Annotated in this window: 12 protein-coding genes and 5 tRNA genes; 13 read left to right on the forward strand and 4 right to left on the reverse strand. The window is 57.3% G+C overall.

The window, feature by feature from the left end:
• The gene (gene nhaR, locus NR126_RS21165) at positions 1-900 is read right to left on the reverse strand and encodes a transcriptional activator NhaR (protein WP_027618769.1); all 900 of its coding nucleotides are present in this window, start codon (positions 898-900) and stop codon (positions 1-3) included.
• A 231-nt stretch (positions 901-1,131) separates the two neighbouring features.
• Here nhaR and NR126_RS21170 point away from each other — a divergent pair, with 231 nt between their 5' ends.
• Together NR126_RS21170 and NR126_RS21175 are read left to right on the forward strand one after the other, a co-directional pair.
• Positions 1,132-1,383, forward strand: coding sequence for a hypothetical protein (locus NR126_RS21170; RefSeq protein WP_105755352.1), 252 nt, complete (start codon positions 1,132-1,134; stop codon positions 1,381-1,383).
• A 28-nt stretch (positions 1,384-1,411) separates the two neighbouring features.
• Positions 1,412-2,161: a TerC family protein gene (locus tag NR126_RS21175; RefSeq protein ID WP_027618771.1), complete on the forward strand. Its 750-nt coding sequence runs from the start codon at positions 1,412-1,414 to the stop codon at positions 2,159-2,161.
• 67 nt (positions 2,162-2,228) lie between these two features.
• Here NR126_RS21175 and NR126_RS21180 read toward each other — a convergent pair whose 3' ends face one another.
• Positions 2,229-2,432 carry a hypothetical protein gene (locus NR126_RS21180; protein ID WP_081786357.1) on the reverse strand — a complete coding sequence of 68 codons (204 nt, stop codon included), beginning with the start codon at positions 2,430-2,432 and terminating at the stop codon, positions 2,229-2,231.
• 177 nt (positions 2,433-2,609) lie between these two features.
• On the opposite strand from NR126_RS21180, the gene NR126_RS21185 reads away from it, so the two are divergent.
• The gene (locus NR126_RS21185) at positions 2,610-3,284 is read left to right on the forward strand and encodes a peptidase C39 family protein (RefSeq protein ID WP_256831215.1); all 675 of its coding nucleotides are present in this window, start codon (positions 2,610-2,612) and stop codon (positions 3,282-3,284) included.
• Between the two features lie 39 nt (positions 3,285-3,323).
• Here NR126_RS21185 and pbpG read toward each other — a convergent pair whose 3' ends face one another.
• Both pbpG and folD read right to left on the reverse strand, forming a co-directional pair.
• Positions 3,324-4,262 carry a D-alanyl-D-alanine endopeptidase gene (gene pbpG, locus NR126_RS21190; RefSeq protein ID WP_027618773.1) on the reverse strand — a complete coding sequence of 313 codons (939 nt, stop codon included), beginning with the start codon at positions 4,260-4,262 and terminating at the stop codon, positions 3,324-3,326.
• Positions 4,263-4,499: 237 nt separating this feature from the next.
• Entirely contained in the window at positions 4,500-5,354 is an 855-nt protein-coding gene (gene folD / locus NR126_RS21195; RefSeq protein WP_256831061.1) for a bifunctional methylenetetrahydrofolate dehydrogenase/methenyltetrahydrofolate cyclohydrolase FolD, read from the reverse strand.
• Between the two features lie 276 nt (positions 5,355-5,630).
• On the opposite strand from folD, the gene NR126_RS21200 reads away from it, so the two are divergent.
• The 10 genes from NR126_RS21200 (at position 5,631) to NR126_RS21245 (ending at position 13,094) form a co-directional block, all read left to right on the forward strand.
• Positions 5,631-5,707 (forward strand) — tRNA-Arg (locus NR126_RS21200).
• Between the two features lie 32 nt (positions 5,708-5,739).
• Positions 5,740-5,815, forward strand: a tRNA-His gene (locus NR126_RS21205).
• A gap of 58 nt (positions 5,816-5,873) precedes the next feature.
• Positions 5,874-5,958 (forward strand) — tRNA-Leu (locus NR126_RS21210).
• A gap of 78 nt (positions 5,959-6,036) precedes the next feature.
• Positions 6,037-6,112 (forward strand) — tRNA-His (locus NR126_RS21215).
• A gap of 402 nt (positions 6,113-6,514) precedes the next feature.
• Entirely contained in the window at positions 6,515-7,825 is a 1,311-nt protein-coding gene (gene tig, locus NR126_RS21220; RefSeq protein WP_027618775.1) for a trigger factor, read from the forward strand.
• 92 nt (positions 7,826-7,917) lie between these two features.
• Complete coding sequence (clpP, locus tag NR126_RS21225; RefSeq protein ID WP_027618776.1) at positions 7,918-8,553, forward strand: ATP-dependent Clp endopeptidase proteolytic subunit ClpP; 636 nt, start codon at positions 7,918-7,920, stop codon at positions 8,551-8,553.
• 112 nt (positions 8,554-8,665) lie between these two features.
• On the forward strand, positions 8,666-9,949 hold the full coding sequence (clpX, locus tag NR126_RS21230; RefSeq protein ID WP_027618777.1) for an ATP-dependent Clp protease ATP-binding subunit ClpX: 1,284 nt from the start codon (positions 8,666-8,668) through the stop codon (positions 9,947-9,949).
• A gap of 198 nt (positions 9,950-10,147) precedes the next feature.
• Positions 10,148-12,544 carry an endopeptidase La gene (gene lon / locus NR126_RS21235; protein ID WP_027618778.1) on the forward strand — a complete coding sequence of 799 codons (2,397 nt, stop codon included), beginning with the start codon at positions 10,148-10,150 and terminating at the stop codon, positions 12,542-12,544.
• 147 nt (positions 12,545-12,691) lie between these two features.
• The gene (locus tag NR126_RS21240) at positions 12,692-12,964 is read left to right on the forward strand and encodes an HU family DNA-binding protein (RefSeq protein ID WP_002552737.1); all 273 of its coding nucleotides are present in this window, start codon (positions 12,692-12,694) and stop codon (positions 12,962-12,964) included.
• A gap of 53 nt (positions 12,965-13,017) precedes the next feature.
• Positions 13,018-13,094: transfer RNA gene (locus tag NR126_RS21245), tRNA-Asn, on the forward strand.
• Positions 13,095-13,149 lie beyond the last annotated feature (55 nt).

The raw sequence follows: 13,149 nt of genomic DNA on the forward strand, positions 1-13,149 counted from the left end.
TTAAATGTGGGTAAAGAGTTCGCGACGGGCGCCTTCGGTAATCGCCACGATGCCGGGGTGCTTGACCTTGCGTTCCACTGAAATCGCGTAGAACGACTCCATGACAGCGTCGGTCTGGCCGATCAATTCCACGCCGTACTGGCGCCGCACTTCATCGGCGATCACGCTGGGGCCGATGAAAATCCCGCTGCCGGATTGGCCGAAGGCCTGCATCAGGGCGCTGTCATCGAATTCGCCGACGATGCGCGGCTGGATTTTCTGCTCGGCGAACCAGCGTTGCAGGCGACTGCGGACCACGGTTTCCTGACCGGGAATCAACAGTGGGGCGCCATGCAGGCAATAGGGGAAATCGCTACCGTGGCGTCGCGCAAGCTCGGCGGTGGCAAAAAAACTGATCCCGCATTCGCCGAGTTTCTGGCTGTAGCCTTTGATGTCCAAGTGCGAAGGCATCGGGCTGTCGGAGATCACCAGGTCCAGGCGCTGGATCGCCAGGTCGGCCAGCAGCCGTTCGAGTTTGTCCTCACGACAGGTGATGCGCAGCGGTTCGCTCAAGTCCATGGTCGGCGCGATCAGCCGATAGACAATGGACTTGGGCACCACATCGGCGACTCCTACCCGAAAGACGATCTGTTGCTCATTGGGCTGGGCCCGCAGCAATGCCTCCAGTTCGCCACCCAACTGAAACATCTGCTCGGCGTAGGGCAGGGTCTGGCGGCCGGCCTCGGTGAGTTCGAGCTGCCGGCCGACGCGGCGAAATAACTCGATGCCGTAGGTTTGTTCGAGCAGGCTGATTTGGCCGCTGATGGTTTGCGGTGTCAGGTTCAGTTGCTCACAGGCGCGCACGATGCTGCCGGTCTTGGCCACAACCCAGAAATAGTGCAGTTGTCGATAGTTGAGCATGGCGTTCGTCTATTCGTAAAAACCGAAGTATAACCGCTGAAAATACGAATTTTCCTGAAGTGTTGGTCTGCTTAGAATGTTTCGCTATGTGTGACGGAGTAAACCTGTGGGAGCGGGCTTGCCCGGGATGAATGCGCTACAAATTTCAAGTAGTGCACGTCATCGTTCTTCGCGGGCAAGGCCGCTCCCATAAAGCCATCGCTAACTGATCTCCGATCTGACGAGGAAAGTATGAATTCATTTAAATCCCTGGCCGGCGCATCCTTGCTGGCTATCTCCGCTCTGTTGCTGACCGGCTGCGACCAGGCAGAAAAGAGCGCCCAGCAGTTAATGGGTAAAGCCGCCGAATCCGCCAAGCAGGCGATTGACGATACTCACAAAGCCGCGGAGCAGGCCTTGAGCGACGCCACCGGCAACATCATCGGCAAAAAAGAAAGCGACGCTGATGACGAGAAAGCAGACAGTTCTTCGCAAGAAATCTAATCGCCCAACACCGAGTCAGGACTGACCCATGGATTACCTGTTACAGCTTGCTGCAAGCCCCACCGCCTGGGTCGCCCTGGCGACCTTGATCGTCATGGAAATCGTGCTGGGTATCGATAACCTGATCTTTATTTCGATCCTCACCAACAAACTGCCTGAACAGCACCGTGCCAAAGCACGGCGGATCGGCATCAGCATGGCGCTAATATTGCGTTTGGGCCTGCTGAGCACCATCGCCTTTATCGTGCAACTGACGGCGCCGGTGTTTGAAGTGTTCGGTCACGCGTTCTCGTGGAAGGACATGATCCTGATCGCCGGTGGTCTGTTCCTGTTGTGGAAGGCCACGACCGAAATTCACCACAGCATGGACCCGTCGCCCGAGGATCCGACCTCGAAAACCTCGACCGTTACCCTGGGCTTTGCCGCCGCTATCGGGCAGATCCTGATGCTCGACCTCGTGTTCTCCATCGACAGCATCATTACAGCTGTGGGCATGACCGAGCACTTGCCGATCATGATCATCGCGGTGCTCGTGTCGGTGCTGGTGATGTTGTTGGCGGCTGAACCCTTGGCCAAGTTCATCAATGACAACCCGACCGTGGTGATGCTGGCCCTGGGCTTCCTGATCATGATCGGCATGACGTTGATTGCCGAAGGTTTCGGTGCCCACGTACCTAAAGGCTACGTCTATGCGGCCATGGCCTTCTCGGCAGCGATCGAAGTGTTGAACATGCTGTCGCGTCGGGCCCGGCAGAAGCGGGCGCTTGAACAGGCCTAATCACTGAAGGGGGCAAACAGGACGGTCGTCTGCATCGAAAGGTGCAGGCGGCCGTTTTGCGTTGGGGCTAATGAACCGAAGCGTGGGGTGGGGCAGGCTCTTCGCTGGCGGCCGGAGGCTCGGGCGTGCGGTACGCCGGATGGTGCCGCCGGGTGATACGCATCACTCCCCACAGCATCGCCGCGGCAACGGCCAGCCATCCCGCTATCAGCATCACGATAATCGTCGTCAGGCTCATTAATGCCTCCTCTTTGCCCTGTGTCGGGCACACACTTCTCGCAGGTCTCAGTCTAGCTGCTGGACGGTGACAGACTATTGACCAATAGTCGTGAGTCACCAATGAGTTTGCTCTATCAGCGTCAGACAACTGCCGTTTCAGGCTATAGCGCTGCTATCATCCTGCCCAAGCCGGGACGCTGAACGCCTGGAACCTGGACAAGTGAGTGATATGTTGCCGCTACTTCCTCGATTTCGCTTTGCCCTGCTGGCTGCGGCCTGCGCCCTGAGCCTGGCCGGCTGTGCCGGCAGCGTACAACCTGAAATCAAGCGCCTGCCCGAGCGTGTCGAGCTCAGCGGCAGGTTCTACCGTGGGGACGCCTATCAGGGTGGACCGCAAACCCTGGCCAGCGTTCTATCGCAACAGGGGGTGGTGATCACCCCGGGATTGCTGGAAAAGCCGTTGCACTTGCCGGGCGCCGAAGCGCAGTTGCAGCAGAACATGCAGCAACTGGCGCGCGAGTACGGGATGGTGGTCTATCCGCTGGACAGTAATCTGCCAGCATTGCTGACTCAGGTGGCGGCAGGCTATCCGGTGTGGCTGCGTTATAGCGACGGCTCGGCCTTTTGGAAGACGCCACGCTACGCGCTGTTGGCCGGTTACAACCGACAGAAGCAGACCGTGCTGTTGCGTTCGGGCCTGGAAAAACGCGTGCTGATGAACTTTAAATCGTTCGAGTCGGCCTTTCTCGACGCGGGAGGCTGGGCGGTGCTGGTGCAGGCGCCTGATCAGATACCGGCCAAGGTCGATCGTCAGCGCTGGTTGAATGCCGCCAGCGAACTCAACCGCGCTGGACAGGAGCGGGCGGCCAACCGGGCAGTTCAGGCATTGAATAGCCAGCCATGAAGAACGGCGCCCTCGGGCGCCGTTCTCGTTACTGCAGGATTATTCCGCGGTTTGCGCCACGCCGGTTTGCCGGGCCTTGAGGTTCTTGTCAGCCTTGTACTGCAAGGCCACCGCCGGCACCGTGCTGCTCTTTCCGGTTTCGACCCACTGACGGATCCGGCTGGCATCGGCAAAGTGCGTGTATTTGCCGAAGGCGTCGAGAATCACCAGCGACACCGGACGATCGGCCATGCGGGTGACCAGCACCAGGCAATGACCTGCCTGGTTGGTGAAGCCGGTCTTGGTCAGCTGGATATCCCAGTTGTCCTTGCGTACCAGGTGGTCGGTGTTGTGGAAACCCAGGGTGTAGTTGGGCTTGCGGAACGCCACGGTCTTTTCCTTGGTGGTGCTCAACTCGCTCAGCATCGGGTACTTGCGTGCCGCCTGCAGCAGCTTGCTGAGGTCGCGCGCGGTAGAGACGTTGCTGGTCGACAGACCGGTCGGCTCGACATAGTGGGTGCTGGTCATGCCCAACGCCTTGGCCTTGGCGTTCATCGCCGCAATAAAGGCCGCGTAGCCGCCCGGATAGTGATGGGCCAGGCTGGCAGCGGCGCGGTTTTCCGAGGACATCAGGGTGATCAGCAGCATTTCCTTGCGCGGCAGTTCACTGTTGAGCTTGACCCGAGAGAACACGCCCTTCATTTCCGGGGTGTCGCTGATCGACACGGAAATGTACTCATCCATGTTCTGTTTGGCCTCGAGCACCACCAGGCCGGTCATCAGCTTGGTGACCGAGGCGATCGGCACCACCACGTCAGGGTTGCTGGCATAGATGATCTTGTTGGTCTGCAGGTCGATCAACATGGCACTGCCGGAGGCAATGTGCAGGTTCGAGGTGTCGCGGGGTGCTTCGGTGGTTTCACGAGCGTCGACGCTCGGCGTGAGGAGGCTGCCTGAAAATGCAAAAAAGAGACTCAGGATAGAAAGACGGATTTTCACGCGAGTAGACTCGAAAGATGTGGGTATGCCGTTTTGCAACGGGCTTTTTCCGAAAAAGCGTTACATTTTATGAGCGTAGCTGAGGAACTGTCGAATGTTCTTCGGGGAGCGGGGCAAAGCCCTTGTTTTCGGGTAGAAAACAGCAATTTTCGACGACGAGCCGACAGTCGGCATTGAAACGCAAAACCCCGCCAGAGGGGCGGGGTTTCGGGAGCTGCCTTGGCTTAATCCTGAGGATTATCCGTGCAGGGTTTCTGCTGCGTACAGGGTGTTTTCCAGCAGGCAGGCGCGGGTCATGGGGCCGACACCACCCGGTACCGGAGTGATCCAGCCAGCACGGGGCAGGGCGGTTTCGTAGATCACGTCGCCAACCAGTTTGCCATCGTCCTGTCGGTTGATACCGACGTCGATGACAATTGCACCTTCCTTGATCCACTCACCCTTGACCAGGCCCGGCTTGCCGGCGGCCACCACCACCAGATCGGCGCGGCTAACGTGACCGGCCAGGTCCTTGGTGAAGCGGTGGGTGACGGTTACGGTGCAACCGGCCAGCAACAGTTCCATGGCCATCGGCCGACCGACGATGTTCGAGGCGCCTACGACCACGGCGTCCATTCCGTACAAATCGACGCCGGTGCTTTCCAGCAGGGTCATGATGCCCTTGGGTGTGCAGGGGCGCAGCAGCGGGATGCGCTGGGCCAGGCGGCCGACGTTATAAGGGTGGAACCCGTCGACGTCTTTATCCGGGCGGATGCGCTCCAGCAATTTGGAAGCGTCGAGGTGCTCGGGCAGTGGCAATTGCAGGAGCACGCCGTCGATGTTCGGGTCTTCGTTGAGGCGATCGATCAGGTCGGTCAGGGCTTGCTGGCTGGTGTCAGCAGGCAGGTCATAGGCTTGGGAGAGGAAGCCGACCTCTTCACAGTCTTTACGCTTGTGCGAGACATAAACCTGAGAGGCGGGATCGCTGCCGACCAGGATCACCGCGAGGCCGGGAGTGCGCAGGCCTTGCTGGCGACGCTCGGCAACTCGTTTGGCGATCTGCTGGCGCAGGCTGGCGGCGATCGATTTGCCGTCGATTAGTTGTGCAGTCATTGCGCGTGATTAACCATCGAGAGGGGGAAGAAAAGAGTGCGTATTCTCGCATGCCGTGGCGTGAGGGCAAAGGCGCTTGGTCTGCAAATTCCCCTAAGCCCTTTAATTAAATGAATTTTTCTTAAAAAGCATTTGACGACCTGCGGAGCTCTCTATACTATTCGTCGCACTTGTCGGGCACAGCCTAGCACTGGTTAAGAAGGTTGAGCGGAATTACGGTTCTGCAAAGCTGGAAAGCATTTAGTTTGTAGTCCTCCAAGAGTACAGATTAATAAGGCGCCCGTAGCTCAGCTGGATAGAGCATCCGCCTTCTAAGCGGATGGTCGCAGGTTCGAGTCCTGCCGGGTGCGCCATTAGGCAGCTTTGGCACAAGTAACGCGATATGGTGGGCGTAGCTCAGTTGGTAGAGCACGGGATTGTGACTCCCGTTGTCGTGGGTTCGATCCCCATCGTCCACCCCATATTTCGAAAGGCGCCAGATGTAACAGTCTGGCGCCTTTGCTTTAAAGGCTTCAACTCGCGGATGTGGTGGAATTGGTAGACACACTGGATTTAGGTTCCAGCGCCGCGAGGCGTAAGAGTTCGAGTCTCTTCATCCGCACCAAATAAAGCTTTATACATGCCGACAGGCGCGTTTGAAGCTCGACGAAGAAGTGATTTGGCTTCTTGGTCACGCAATATGGTGGGCGTAGCTCAGTTGGTAGAGCACGGGATTGTGACTCCCGTTGTCGTGGGTTCGATCCCCATCGTCCACCCCATATTTCGAAAGGCGCCAGATTTAACAGTCTGGCGCCTTTTTTGTTTTTCGCGGGTGCGAATTCCGCGGCCGCCGGTTTCGGGTCGCTGGGGCGGGGCGATTCGTCGTATTTATGTTACGCGATGATGCCGCGCCGCCCGCCGGTCTTGCTTGCGGGGTCGGCAGCCAGGGGGATGTGCGCAGCGCTCTTCTATATAAGGAAGGGTTGGTGCAGAGCCTTGGCGTGATTGCTTGTATTTGTCATTGGGGTGAGGTGTATCCGTGCATTCGCCCCTGTAAATTTCCTGCTGCTGTTTTACCCGTTTTCAGTAGGGTGACTTCTTGAGTTTGACCCACTAGAATGCATGCCCTTGATTCTGGGGTCGGAAACGGCCGGCTAACGTCTGTGCAACGAGGAATATCCATGCAAGTTTCTGTTGAAAATACTTCTGCTCTTGAGCGCCGCATGAGCATCACCGTGCCAGCTGAGCGCATTGAGACTCAAGTCAACAAGCGTCTGCAGCAGACTGCCCAAAAGGCCAAGATTGCAGGCTTCCGTCCTGGCAAAGTGCCAATGAGCGTGATCCGTCAGCGTTACGAAGCTGATGCGCGCCAGGAAGCAGTAGGCGACGTCATCCAGGCTTCTTTCTACGAAGCCGTTGTCGAGCAAAAGCTGAACCCGGCTGGTTCGCCTTCGATCGAGCCAAAATCCCTGGAAGCAGGTAAGGACCTGGAATACGTAGCCGTATTCGAAGTGTTCCCTGAGTTCACCGTTGCCGGTTTTGAAGGCATCAACGTTGAGCGCCTGAGCGCTGACGTATCGGACGCCGATCTGGACAAGATGCTGGACATCCTGCGCAAGCAGAACGTTCGTTACGAAGCAGTTGATCGTGCTGCCCAGGACGAAGACCAACTGAACATCGACTTCGTTGGCAAGGTTGACGGCGAAGTATTCGCTGGCGGTTCCGCCAAGGGCACCCAGCTGGTTCTGGGTTCCGGCCGCATGATCCCTGGTTTCGAAGAAGGCCTGGTTGGCGCCAAGGCTGGCGAAGAGCGTGTTCTGAACCTGACCTTCCCGGAAAACTACCAGAACCTGGACCTGGCTAACAAAGCAGCCGAGTTCACCGTGACCGTCAACTCGGTTTCCGAGCCTAAGCTGCCAGAGCTGACCGAAGAGTTCTTCGCCCAGTTCGGCATCAAGGAGTCGGGCATCGACGGTTTCCGCGCCGAAGTTCGCAAGAACATGGAGCGTGAGCTGCGTCAGGCGATCAAATCCAAGGTCAAGAATCAGGTAATGGACGGCCTGCTGGCTGCCAACCCGATCGAAGTGCCAAAGGCTCTGCTGGACAACGAAGTGAACCGTCTGCGCGTGCAGGCTGTTCAACAGTTCGGTGGCAACATCAAGCCTGACCAACTGCCGGCCGAGCTGTTCGAAGAACAAGCCAAGCGTCGCGTAGTGCTGGGCCTGGTCGTGGCTGAAGTGGTCAAGCAGTTCGACCTCAAGCCTGACGAAACCCGCGTTCGCGAGCTGATCCAGGAAATGGCTTCGGCCTACCAGGAGCCAGAGCAAGTTGTGTCCTGGTACTACAAAAACGAGCAACAACTGAACGAAGTCCGTTCGGTTGTGCTGGAAGAGCAAGTTGTGGATACTGTTCTGCAGAAAGCTAGCGTGACCGACAAATCGGTCTCTTACGAAGAAGCGGTCAAGCCGGTAGAAGCTCCACAAGCCGACTGATTGTTTTTGCGTTAGAAGCACACACCATAAGCCAGCTTTCGAGCTGGCTTATGCGTATTCAAGACATAACTATTTGGGAGTGACTGCAGAGCATGTTCCGTAATTCGTATATTCAGCAGAACTCTGATATCCAGGCCGCTGGCGGCCTGGTCCCGATGGTTGTCGAGCAGTCTGCTCGTGGCGAACGCGCCTATGACATCTATTCGCGCCTGCTCAAGGAGCGAGTGATCTTTCTGGTTGGCCCGGTAGAGGACTACATGGCCAACCTGATCTGTGCGCAACTGCTGTTCCTTGAAGCGGAAAACCCGGACAAGGACATCCATCTCTATATCAACTCCCCGGGCGGTTCGGTGACGGCGGGTATGTCGATCTACGACACCATGCAGTTCATCAAGCCAAATGTGTCGACCACCTGTATCGGTCAGGCGTGCAGCATGGGCGCATTCCTGCTGACAGCCGGTGCCGAGGGCAAGCGTTTCTGTCTGCCAAACTCGCGCGTGATGATTCACCAGCCGCTGGGCGGTTTCCAGGGTCAGGCCTCGGATATCGAAATCCATGCCAAGGAAATCCTCTTCATCCGCGAGCGTCTCAACACGCTGATGGCCAAGCACAGCGGCCGCACTCTGGAAGAAATCGAGCGCGATACCAACCGCGACAACTTCATGAGTGCAGAAGCCGCGCGTGACTACGGCCTGATCGACGAAGTGATCACCCAGCGCCCCGCGTAATTCAAGCAGCGCAAAACAGGCATGATCGGCGAGTCCGATCACCGGCGGGCTTGAAAAAGCCCGCAATAGCCTTCATCTTGTGTTGCAAGCCTATCGGATTTGGATCGAACGAATGACTGACACCCGCAACGGCGAGGACAACGGCAAGCTGCTCTATTGCTCCTTCTGTGGCAAAAGCCAGCATGAAGTGCGCAAATTGATTGCCGGCCCCTCGGTCTTTATCTGCGACGAGTGCGTCGACCTGTGCAATGACATCATCCGCGAGGAGGTGCAGGAAGCACAGGCAGAGAGCAGCGCGCATAAATTGCCTTCGCCTAAAGAAATCAGCGGCATCCTTGACCAGTATGTAATTGGTCAGGAGCGTGCCAAAAAGATTCTGGCCGTAGCGGTGTACAACCACTACAAGCGCTTGAACCAGCGTGACAAAAAGAACGACGACGTCGAACTCGGCAAGAGCAACATCCTGCTGATCGGCCCGACAGGCTCGGGTAAGACTCTGCTTGCCGAAACCCTGGCCCGCTTGCTGAACGTTCCGTTCACCATCGCCGACGCAACCACCCTCACCGAGGCTGGCTACGTGGGTGAGGACGTCGAGAACATCATTCAGAAGCTGCTGCAGAAATGCGATTACGACGTGGAAAAAGCCCAGATGGGCATTGTCTACATCGATGAAATCGACAAGATTTCGCGCAAGTCCGACAACCCGTCGATCACCCGTGACGTTTCCGGTGAAGGCGTGCAGCAGGCCCTGCTCAAGTTGATCGAAGGCACGGTCGCTTCCGTTCCGCCTCAGGGTGGTCGCAAGCATCCGCAGCAGGAGTTTCTGCAGGTCGACACCCGTAACATCCTGTTCATCTGCGGCGGTGCGTTCTCCGGCTTGGAAAAGGTTATCCAAAACCGTTCCACCAAAGGCGGCATCGGCTTCAACGCAGAAGTTCGCAGCAAGGAAGAAGGCAAGAAAGTCGGTGAATCCCTGCGTGAAGTCGAGCCTGACGATCTGGTCAAGTTCGGTCTGATCCCGGAATTCGTCGGTCGTCTGCCGGTGCTGGCGACGCTGGACGAGCTCGACGAGGCTGCGCTGATGCAGATCCTCACCGAGCCGAAAAATGCTCTGACCAAACAGTATGCCAAGCTGTTCGAGATGGAAGGCGTAGACCTGGAATTCCGCGCCGATGCGCTGAAATCGGTCGCCAAGCGTGCCCTGGAACGCAAAACCGGTGCTCGCGGATTGCGCTCGATCCTCGAAGGCGTTCTGCTCGACACAATGTACGAAATCCCCTCGCAGTCCGAGGTGAGTAAAGTTGTGATCGACGAAAGCGTAATAGAAGGCAAGTCCAAGCCACTGTATATCTATGAAAACAGTGAGCCGACTGCCAAGGCAGCGCCAGACGCGTAAGCGTCGCACTGGCGGTTTAAAGAAGGGGCCTTCGGGCCCCTTTGCTTTTATGGGGAATCGGCAAGGTTTCAGTGCGCTTTCACACGATCTTTGCCGTGCTTACGTTATCCGCTTGTTTTTTTCGAAAGCAGCCCCCATCTTGGCTTCAAGCTTAATTCCATCTGTTTCCGGCCGTACGGCCGCCGTAGAGGCGAAATCATGAAGACAACCATCGAATTGCCTCTCCTGCCATTGCGTGATGTCGTGGTGTATCCGCACATGGTTATCCCGCTGTTCGTGGGGCGCGAGAAGTCTATCGAAGCCCTCGAGGCCGCGATGACGGGCGACAAGCAGATCCTCCTGCTGGCCCAGAGAAACCCTGCTGACGACGATCCCGGCGAAGACGCACTCTACCGGGTCGGCACGATTGCCACTGTCCTGCAACTGCTGAAGCTGCCTGATGGCACCGTCAAGGTGCTGGTCGAGGGCGAGCAGCGTGGTGCTGTCGAACGTTTCATGGAAGTGGACGGCCATTGCCGTGCCGAAGTTTCGCTGATCGACGAAGTCGACGCGCCTGAGCGCGAGTCGGAAGTGTTCGTCCGCACATTGCTGTCGCAGTTCGAACAATACGTTCAACTGGGCAAGAAAGTCCCCGCCGAAGTCCTGTCGTCGCTCAATAGCATCGATGAGCCGAGCCGCCTGGTCGACACCATGGCTGCGCACATGGCGCTGAAGATAGAACAGAAGCAGGAAATCCTCGAGATCCTCGACCTGTCGGCCCGTGTCGAGCACGTGTTGGCCCTGCTGGATGCCGAAATCGACCTGCTGCAGGTTGAAAAGCGCATTCGCGGTCGGGTCAAGAAACAAATGGAGCGCAGTCAGCGCGAGTACTACCTGAATGAGCAGATGAAGGCCATTCAGAAAGAGCTGGGCGACAGCGAAGAAGGCCACAACGAAGTCGAAGAGCTGAAAAAGCGCATCGATGCTGCGGGCCTGCCCAAGGATGCCCTGGCTAAGGCTACGGCTGAGCTGAACAAGCTCAAGCAGATGTCGCCGATGTCTGCCGAAGCCACGGTGGTGCGCTCCTACCTGGACTGGCTGGTACAGGTGCCGTGGAAAGCCCAGAGCAAGGTACGTCTGGACCTGGCCCGTGCCGAAGACATTCTCGACGCCGACCACTATGGTCTGGAAGAAGTCAAAGAGCGGATCCTCGAATACCTCGCCGTGCAAAAGCGCGTGAAGAAGATTCGCGGCCCTGTGCTGTGCCTGGTCGGTCCTCCTGGCGTGGGTAAAACCTCCCTGGCGGAGTCGATTGCCAATGCCACCAACCGCAAATTCGTACGTATGGCCCTGGGCGGCGTGCGTGACGAGGCGGAAATCCGTGGCCATCGCCGTACTTACATCGGTTCGATGCCAGGAAGATTGATTCAAAAGATGACGAAAGTGGGCGTGCGCAACCCGCTGTTCCTGCTCGATGAAATCGACAAGATGGGCAGCGACATGCGTGGTGACCCGGCGTCGGCATTGCTGGAAGTGCTCGACCCCGAGCAGAACCACAATTTCAACGATCACTACCTGGAAGTCGACTACGACCTGTCCGACGTGATGTTCCTCTGCACCTCGAACTCAATGAACATTCCGCCAGCGTTGCTGGACCGGATGGAAGTGATTCGCCTGCCGGGTTACACCGAAGACGAAAAGATCAACATCGCCGTCAAATACCTTTCGCCGAAGCAGATTCAAGCCAACGGCCTGAAAAAAGGCGAGCTGGAGTTTGAAGTCGAGGCGATCCGCGACATCATTCGCTACTACACTCGCGAGGCCGGTGTGCGTGGGCTGGAGCGCCAGATTGCCAAGGTTTGCCGCAAGACGGTCAAGGAACATGCACTGGAAAAACGCTTCGCGGTGAAGGTGTCGGCGGACATGCTCGAGCACTTCCTCGGCGTGCGCAAATTCCGTTATGGTCTGGCCGAGCAACAGGATCAGGTGGGTCAAGTGACTGGTCTGGCCTGGACACAGGTCGGCGGCGAGTTGCTGACGATTGAAGCCGCCGTGGTACCGGGCAAGGGTCAACTGATCAAGACCGGCTCGCTGGGCGATGTGATGGTCGAGTCGATCACTGCCGCGCAAACCGTCGTGCGTAGCCGGGCGAAGAGCCTGGGGATCCCTCTGGACTTCCACGAGAAGCGCGACACCCACATCCACATGCCGGAAGGGGCGACTCCCAAAGATGGCCCTAGTGCCGGTATAGGCATGTGCACGGCCCTGGTTTCGGCCCTGACCGGCATTCCGGTACGTGCCGACGTGGCCATGACCGGTGAGATCACCTTGCGTGGCCAGGTGCTGGCCATTGGTGGTCTCAAGGAAAAACTGCTGGCGGCTCATCGCGGCGGGATCAAGACAGTGATCATTCCCGAAGAGAACGTGCGAGATTTGAAGGAGATTCCCGACAATATCAAGCGGGATCTGCAGATTAAACCGGTTAAATGGATTGACGAGGTCCTGCAAATTGCGCTGCAATACGCGCCGGAGCCCTTGCCCGATGTGGCTCCGGAGATAGTTGCGAAGGATGAAAAGCGAGAGTCTGACTCTAAGGAAAGAATTAGCACGCATTAATACGTATTAGCCTGGGGGGCTTCCTTGACAGCTTTTTAGAGCCCTTGTTATAAAGCGGCTCTTTAGTGCCTGTAGGCCATTCAGCACTGGTTTTTGCTTTTACCAAAAAACTTAGAATCATCTCATATAGATATAAGGGGACTTAGAGTGAACAAGTCGGAACTGATTGATGCTATCGCTGCATCCGCTGATATCCCGAAAGCTGCTGCTGGCCGTGCGCTGGACGCAGTAATCGAATCCGTCACTGGCGCTCTCAAGGCCGGCGACTCTGTAGTTCTGGTAGGTTTCGGTACTTTCTCCGTGACCGATCGTCCAGCTCGCATCGGTCGTAACCCACAGACCGGCAAGACTCTGGAAATCGCAGCTGCCAAAAAGCCAGGTTTCAAAGCCGGTAAAGCACTGAAAGAAGCGGTTAACTAAGCTTCAGTCGGTTTTTTGCCTATCCGGGTCGGGGTCATTCCTGACTTGGCAGCGGAGCGGTAGTTCGGTTGGTCAGAATACCCACCGATTACGCGGGGGTCGCGGGTTCGAGCCCTCGTCCGCTCCGCCAGTTACGAGAAGGCGCATCCTCGGATGCGCCTTTCTTCTATCCGGATTCTACCCAC

This window comes from Pseudomonas sp. Pse1 (assembly GCF_024519635.1).
Lineage (GTDB): Bacteria > Pseudomonadota > Gammaproteobacteria > Pseudomonadales > Pseudomonadaceae > Aquipseudomonas.

What these genes read in the sequence shown, in the direction of transcription:
- nhaR (WP_027618769.1), bottom strand. Translation starts at nt 900, where the DNA reads ATGCTCAACTATCGACAACTGCACTATTTCTGGGTTGTGGCCAAGACC.
- NR126_RS21170 (WP_105755352.1), top strand. Translation starts at nt 1,132, where the DNA reads ATGAATTCATTTAAATCCCTGGCCGGCGCATCCTTGCTGGCTATCTCC.
- NR126_RS21175 (WP_027618771.1), top strand. Translation starts at nt 1,412, where the DNA reads ATGGATTACCTGTTACAGCTTGCTGCAAGCCCCACCGCCTGGGTCGCC.
- NR126_RS21185 (WP_256831215.1), top strand. Translation starts at nt 2,610, where the DNA reads ATGTTGCCGCTACTTCCTCGATTTCGCTTTGCCCTGCTGGCTGCGGCC.
- folD (WP_256831061.1), bottom strand. Translation starts at nt 5,354, where the DNA reads ATGACTGCACAACTAATCGACGGCAAATCGATCGCCGCCAGCCTGCGC.
- tig (WP_027618775.1), top strand. Translation starts at nt 6,515, where the DNA reads ATGCAAGTTTCTGTTGAAAATACTTCTGCTCTTGAGCGCCGCATGAGC.
- clpP (WP_027618776.1), top strand. Translation starts at nt 7,918, where the DNA reads ATGTTCCGTAATTCGTATATTCAGCAGAACTCTGATATCCAGGCCGCT.
- clpX (WP_027618777.1), top strand. Translation starts at nt 8,666, where the DNA reads ATGACTGACACCCGCAACGGCGAGGACAACGGCAAGCTGCTCTATTGC.
- lon (WP_027618778.1), top strand. Translation starts at nt 10,148, where the DNA reads ATGAAGACAACCATCGAATTGCCTCTCCTGCCATTGCGTGATGTCGTG.